Origin of the sequence: Streptomyces sp. ISL-98 (assembly GCF_018614055.1) — a bacterium.
Lineage (GTDB): Bacteria > Actinomycetota > Actinomycetes > Streptomycetales > Streptomycetaceae > Streptomyces > Streptomyces spiramyceticus.
On record NZ_JAGGPB010000112.1, the window covers coordinates 1 to 6,456 of the forward strand.

Here is a 6,456-nt window from a genome sequence, read left to right on the forward strand (position 1 = left end):
TGCTAACTCACCGGCATTGCAGCTCAGAAGGCACTTTCGCGTTACCGCACAAAATCCGGCCCCACACCAAGTGAAACGGCGAGGTTAGGAATCAGTGGCTCCCGTGGCATCGGTCGCTGCACGTGTCACCGGAACCGGCGGGCCACCGTGTGGAAGGACTGCTTGGGCTCCCACTGCCCGGTCTCCGCGTAGCCGCGCCGCGTCCCGGTGGGGAAGGTCTTGGCCAGCGCGAAGCTGGCGATGTCCAGGTCGTGGCGGCGCTGCGGGGAGTAGGGCGAGTCGGGGGCGATGAAGTTGTAGACGAACGCGCCGTGCACCCGCTCGGCCGCGTAGAGGTCCAGCAACTCGCCGACCTCGTCGGCCTGTTCCCGTTCGTTACGCACATAGCCGTCCTTGACCACCGGCGGTTCCCGCTCCCAGTCCACCACGTTGAAGCCCGACCCGCCCTGCTCCTTGGCCCCCGTGAAGGTGCAGCAGCCGAACTCGGTGATGACGACGGGCTTGCCGTGCCGGCGCAGGGCGCGCAGCTTCTTGGTGTATGTGGCCTTGTTGTCCGTGTTCCGGTACAGATTGACCCCCACGACGTCGAAGCCGCGCCAGTCGACCTCCTCCCACTCCCCCGAGCTGTACGTGACCCGCCCCTTGAACAGCGGCCTTATGGTCTTCAGCGCCCGGTCCAGAAAGGCGTTCAGCCGCCCCTGGTAGCCGGCCGACTCGGGGCGCCCCAGCGCCTGGCCGCGCTCGTTGTAGTCCTTGCCCGGCACCAGGCCGGACATGAAGATGGTCAGCTCGGTGCCGACCGCGATGCCCACGCCGGGGTGTCGGGTGCGCAGCCGCTCGGCGGCGCGCGCCACCGAGCCGAGAAAGGCGAGGGTCTGCTCCGCGTCCTTGTCGAACTGCCGCGGCTCGAACCAACGGAATGCGGTCGGCGGCACATCGGCCGAAGGGCTCGCCCCCGTCGACCAAAGTCGCCACCTCGCTCGACCTTCGGCGCGAGGAGCAGATGGCCCCATTGCCAACGAGAACGCGGAATTGCTGAACCACTGCTGACTAATCGCCTTCATGACTGTCCGCGATGCCACCCGGACAGGGTGACCAGCGCCGTTCTGGGGACTGCCCGGACGACTGTCGCCACGGTCCTGCTGCGGCGGCATGCGCCCATACGGCCGCCCCCTTCTTCGCACCTGGGGGGTGGGAAGCGATCACGACTCATCGGCCTGCGTCCTGGCCAGATGAGTGCGGGGCGGGATCTATCAGCCGCTTACATCGTTGATCCAGACATGGACCTGTTGCCGACGAAGGCGACGCCTGGTGTGGAGGAGCGCGCTGGCGCCGCAGCGGCCGCGGCATCTTGTGGAAGACGCCGGTGGAATCGAATCGGACATTGCAACGACGCGAACAAACTCCTTGGGACTCAAAATACTTGAGATCGTGCAAAACTAAACTGAATTGATCTGAGAAGTCCACTAGAAGTAGATGGCGTTGAGCCGGTTACGGTTGTGCGACTCAAGCACTATCTGTCCCAACTCCCCATCCCCCCATGGTGGGAGAAACCCTGCCTTGGGGAGGGATTCGCTCAACGTCCGCGCACGAAAAGGTGGGTGCGTCCCGTACGCAACCAACTAAGGGCTCAACCCACGTGCGAAACAGTCGAATAGCCCTCTTCCTGGCGGTGGGCACCGTCACCACGCTGGTTCCCGCGCTGACCCCAGCCACGGCATCCGCCGCGGAGAATCCCCTTCGCCCGTACCTCCAGCAGAAGCCGGACTGGCACCGCTGCGCCACGGCGATGCCTGCCGCCTTCCAGTGCGCCACGATCAAGGTGCCGCTCGACTACAGCAGCCCGGGCGGCAAGAAGCTCGACCTCGCGATATCGAGGATGAAGACGAGCACCAAGAAGGAGCGGCGCGGTGTGCTTCTGCTCAACCCGGGTGGCCCGGGCGGGCCGGGCGTCGACCTGCCGCAGTACCTGGCAGGCGAGCTGCCGAAGGCCGTGAAGGCCAAGTACGACCTCATCGGCTTCGACCCGCGAGGCATCGGCCAGAGCTCCCCACTCGGCTGCGGCCTGACGTCCGAGGAGCGGAACTGGGAACGGCCGTACAAGGCCGAGACGTTCACCAAGGACGTGAAGTGGGCCCGGACCGTCGCTGAGAAGTGCGACGCCAAGCAGGGTGACAAGTTGCGCCACATCACCACCCGCAACACCGCCCGGGACATGGACGTGATCCGTGTCGTGCTCGGCGAGAAGAAGATCTCCTACCTCGGGTACTCGTACGGCACCTACCTCGGCGCCGTCTACACGCAGATGTTCCCGAAGCGCTCCGACCGCTTCGTGCTGGACAGCGCCGTCGACCCGGCCCGGGTATGGCGCGGCATGATCCAGGTCTGGGCGGAGGGCACCGAGCCCGCCTTCACCAGGTGGACCGAGTGGACCGCCGCGCGGCATGCCACATACAAGCTGGGCAAGACCCCGCAAGCGGTACGCAAGACCTTCTACGACCTGGTCGCCCAGGCCGACCGCGAGCCGATCGACCTTGACGGCACACTTCTGACCGGTGACGACATCCGCTACGGCAGCCGGGGCATGTTCTTCAGCGTGCGCGACGCCGCCGAGTCGGTCGCCAAGTTGAAGAAGGCCGCCACAGGAGCACCCCCGTCCGCCGGCCGGGAGCTCAGGACGCCCGCGCCCCTTCCGCCGTCGTTCGGCCGGACCGTGCCCTCGGACAACGGCGACGCGGGCTTCTGGTCCGTCGTCTGCGCCGACACCCGCACCTGGCCGCGCGATCCCGAGCAGTACCGCAAGGACGCGATCCGGGACAAGGCCAAGTACCCGTTGTACGGCGACTTCGCCTCCCACATCAAGCCGTGCGCCTTCTGGAAGAAGAAAGGCAGCGAGCCCGCCACCACGATCGACAACAAGGCCGGCGCGCTGATCCTGCAGAACGAGTGGGATTCCCAGACGCCGCTGACCAGCGGCCAGGGCCTGCGCCGTGCCATGAAGGGGTCGAAGATGGTGACGGTCTCCGGAGGTGTCGGACACGGCATCTACGGCACCAAGTCGTGCGCCGACAAGACGGCCACCGCCTACCTGACCACCGGCAAGCTGCCGTCGAAGGACGTGACCTGCCAGGCCCCTCCGGCCGCAGACGAACGCAGCGACCCCAACCCGCTGCCGCTCCCGACGCCTCGGGGCATCCCGGGGATGGTCAGCCGCTTCTAGACCCCAGGAGTCCCCTGTGAGGCCCTCTGCCTGCGGAGGGCCTCACGATCAGGGCTTGCTGTACCGGGCTGGGGCGGAACACGGCGCGGCTGCCCGCAGCCACTGACTGTGCGCGGCCCCGAACCCCGACGGCGGCAGCCCCGAGACCCACCGGGTGCTCCGCAGGTCCCGCACGTCGCTGGGCGGCAACAGCGAGCAAAGCAAGGAGAAGAAGAGCAAGCGCAAGGAGCAAGCGCGGAAGCAGTGGGCCGAACAAGCACGACAGAGGACCCGACGGGCCGGACCAGGGCGTACGGAAGCACAGGCGCGAGCTCCGCCTCACAGGCTCACACCCTCACAGCTCACCCCGTCTACTGGGGGTATGGGCTGTGAGCCTCACAGACCTCACAGACCTCACAGGTTCGGGCTGACGTGACACCAGGTGTGCCCTGAAGCGGCTGACTTTGCATAGGGCAGGTTGACCTTGCATCTGGGTCTGCACAGTGCAGTTCGATCTTGCATACGGCTGCTGCATCGCGCGAAAGGATGGCTGGGCTCGGCCGCGTCGCCTGCTAGCCGTGCCCAGCCGCCACCAGGTGTGAGCCGAACGTTTCGAAAGAGGCGCCCTGGCCGCAGCCCCCGCCGGTGTCGGCGGAGGCTGTGGTGTTGGTGGCTAGAGCCCGGGACCCGGGTCGCCGCCGCGCTGTCGGCATTCGGTCGCGGCGTCGAGCCAGTCACCAGCCGGTTCGACGGCCTGCTCGCGCTCAATGCCGGAGTCCACCCTTCCGTCAGCGGGGCGGGCGTCGTCGGCGATGTCGCGGGCCCGCTGGCACGGATCTGATGATGGGCCGGACAGCTCAGCGACAGCGCCGACGACGCCAAACGAGAGGGCGACGGCCGCCGCCCCGGCCATCATCAGGCCCGCGCTCCGGTCCTGTATGAGGCGCGGCAAGTGGCGCTGCCAGCGGAAGTACGGGATGCGGTCCCGGCTGTTCACGGTGTTCCCTATCGGGTGGCAGGTGATTGAGGCATAGATCCTGCCGAAAGTACCTGCCGGATCCGCACTCCGAGCGTTGCACTGACAATTCCCGTGACAAAACGACTGACAGTCTCGTGGCAGTCGACGCGGCGAAGATGCACGGTCAAGTTGACCAACTCAGCCACCGGCTGCGCAGCCTGACTTTTCACTTCGCTGGTCGCGACCGCCCGGCGACGCAGCGTCCAGTGCGACCGGACATGGTGCGTGACACCGGTCCGAGGGCGCGAGCCGGGCAGGGCTACGTGTCGAGGGCCTCGCGGCGCAGGTCACTGGCGCGCTCTCGCAATTGCCGGACGCGCCGGCGCTGCTGCTCCGGGCTGAACTCGTTGACGTACTGCCCGCGCGGCCCCATCAGCAGCCCTTCGGCAACCAGCTGACGTAACTGCGGGAGCAGTCAGATGCCGGGCAGCGGCCACCGAAGCGGGGCAGGCGGTCGAATCACACCGAAGCATGGTCGTCACGTCGGGCTCCAACCCTGTCGGTCTTGTGTCGACGAGCGCGCGGAACAGTGGTGGCAGGCAGGCTGCCACAGCCGACCCACTCGCAACCGACACCCCACACGCGCGCGTCGCACAACACATGGAACGTGAATGGCTCTTCTCGCTCATCCCGCTGACGATCGGCGCGGTCTTCCTCAGCTTCGGCGTGTACGGACTCCGCCGCGCCAGCGCGATCCGCCGCACAGGTGTCACCGCAGAGGGTCGGATTGTCCGCCACGACGTCAGCCGAGGCGACGAAGGCGCGAGATTTCACCACCCGGTCGCAGCCTGGACGACCCGGGACGGCCGCGAGTGCGAGTACTCATCCAGGTTTGGCCGCGGTGTCGTCGGAAGTGGCTTCGGCGTAGGAACCGTTGTCATGGTCCATTACGATCCGGAAGATCCCCGCCGGTTTGCCATCCAGGGCTGGGACGCAGCGACGGTCGACCTGGTGTTCACCGTGTTGGGGTCGCTGCTCACAGCGGGCACGCTGGTGGTATTGCTCGTCCTACTCCTCACTCTCTGACCGGAGCCGACTCTCATTTTCTGCGGCAGCAGCACAAGGTCTTGGGGACGCCCCTCGTCGCGCACCCGGGCGGCGAGCACCGCGACCGTACGCCGGACGTCGTCCATCGCCTCACGCAGCCCGGCCGTCACCTCGCGGGCCTGCGCGACGGTCAGCGGCGGCCGCGCCGGTTCGGCGACGTCGTCCTGGTCCTGGTCGTGCTCACCCATGCCCCCATCGTCCTCCGCGCCGGCGGGCCGGACCAGGGCGTACGGAAGTGTCCTGTGACAGGCGATCTTGACTGCTTGCCGCTCAAGAGCAACCACCGCCCGCAGCCCCGTGGGACCGCCCGGTGCCACGGGGCTGGACAGCCGCCTGGGCATGATGAGTAGGGAACCCGGCCGGCCCTGAGTACACCCGCGCACGCGAACGGCCGTTCGGAGCTGCTTGGCTGTCCCCATGCACGAGACGCCCCCCGCCCTGACCGCCGACCGCGCCGCCGAGACTCCTGCCATCGACGAGGTGTCGATGTGGGCCACGGCCTTGACGGTGGCCCTGATCCCCGTGGCCTTCTTCTTCGGGGGGTTGGCCGGAATGGCCACGGAGGTCCACCCTCAGACGGTGGCGGTCGTCAAGGCCTGCTGGTGGGCATCCTGGACGGCCACCCCGCTGCTCGTGGTGGCCTCCCGGCTACCCTTCCGCCGCACCGCCCTGGCCCGGGCCAGCTACTGGGCGGGGTGGGCCGCACCGGTCCCGCCGGCCGTCGCGATCCTGCTGACCCTCAGCCTGTAGCCGGCAGACAGACCACAGCCTTGCATCGGGCAGCAGGCGGCAGGCGCCAACTCGGCGACACCGCCGGCCCAAGGCGCGAATCTTGTGGCCGCGTACTCACGAGATCGCAGTTCCCGCTCGCCTGCCAAACGGCAAAAGATCGCGTGTCACAGGACACCAGTGCGGGGGCGGGCGGGCTCTGCACCAGCTCACAACACCCCCGTAGCAACCCGCCCTACCTGGGCAAACAGCCCGACAACCTCACAGCTTCGGCGAGGCGCGTGACACCGCTTCGGGGCCGCTGGCAGAAAGCGCCCCGTGGGCTACACGTCCATAGGGCCGTCGTTGGTGGCCAGCCGCTGCTCAATCTCCCGGGCTGTCTTCTTGACGTCCTCCCCCAGCAGCAGGGGGATTCCCCTTCTCAGGGGTTTCGGCCGGTTTCCCGGCTTACAGGTTCCTGCTT

Annotated in this window: 6 protein-coding genes; 4 read left to right on the plus strand and 2 right to left on the minus strand. The window is 67.6% G+C overall.

Features of this window, described 5'->3' with window-relative positions:
* Window positions 1-125: 125 nt before the first annotated feature.
* The gene (locus tag J7I98_RS39905) at window positions 126-935 is read right to left on the minus strand and encodes an abortive infection protein (RefSeq protein WP_214929957.1); all 810 of its coding nucleotides are present in this window, start codon (window positions 933-935) and stop codon (window positions 126-128) included.
* A 704-nt stretch (window positions 936-1,639) separates the two neighbouring features.
* Here J7I98_RS39905 and J7I98_RS39910 point away from each other — a divergent pair.
* Window positions 1,640-3,220, plus strand: a complete 1,581-nt coding sequence (locus J7I98_RS39910) for an alpha/beta hydrolase (protein ID WP_308378127.1) — start codon at window positions 1,640-1,642, stop codon at window positions 3,218-3,220.
* A 652-nt stretch (window positions 3,221-3,872) separates the two neighbouring features.
* Here the strand turns inward: J7I98_RS39910 and J7I98_RS39915 are convergent.
* On the minus strand, window positions 3,873-4,196 hold the full coding sequence (locus J7I98_RS39915) for a hypothetical protein (protein WP_214929959.1): 324 nt from the start codon (window positions 4,194-4,196) through the stop codon (window positions 3,873-3,875).
* Window positions 4,197-4,688: 492 nt separating this feature from the next.
* Between J7I98_RS39915 and J7I98_RS39920 the strand changes: the two genes are divergently transcribed.
* The 3 genes from J7I98_RS39920 (at window position 4,689) to J7I98_RS39930 (ending at window position 6,014) form a co-directional block, all read left to right on the plus strand.
* Window positions 4,689-5,243, plus strand: coding sequence for a DUF3592 domain-containing protein (locus J7I98_RS39920; RefSeq protein ID WP_214929960.1), 555 nt, complete (start codon window positions 4,689-4,691; stop codon window positions 5,241-5,243).
* A gap of 41 nt (window positions 5,244-5,284) precedes the next feature.
* Complete coding sequence (locus J7I98_RS39925) at window positions 5,285-5,614, plus strand: hypothetical protein (RefSeq protein WP_214929961.1); 330 nt, start codon at window positions 5,285-5,287, stop codon at window positions 5,612-5,614.
* Between the two features lie 67 nt (window positions 5,615-5,681).
* Window positions 5,682-6,014, plus strand: a complete 333-nt coding sequence (locus J7I98_RS39930) for a hypothetical protein (RefSeq protein WP_214929962.1) — start codon at window positions 5,682-5,684, stop codon at window positions 6,012-6,014.
* Window positions 6,015-6,456: the final 442 nt, after the last annotated feature.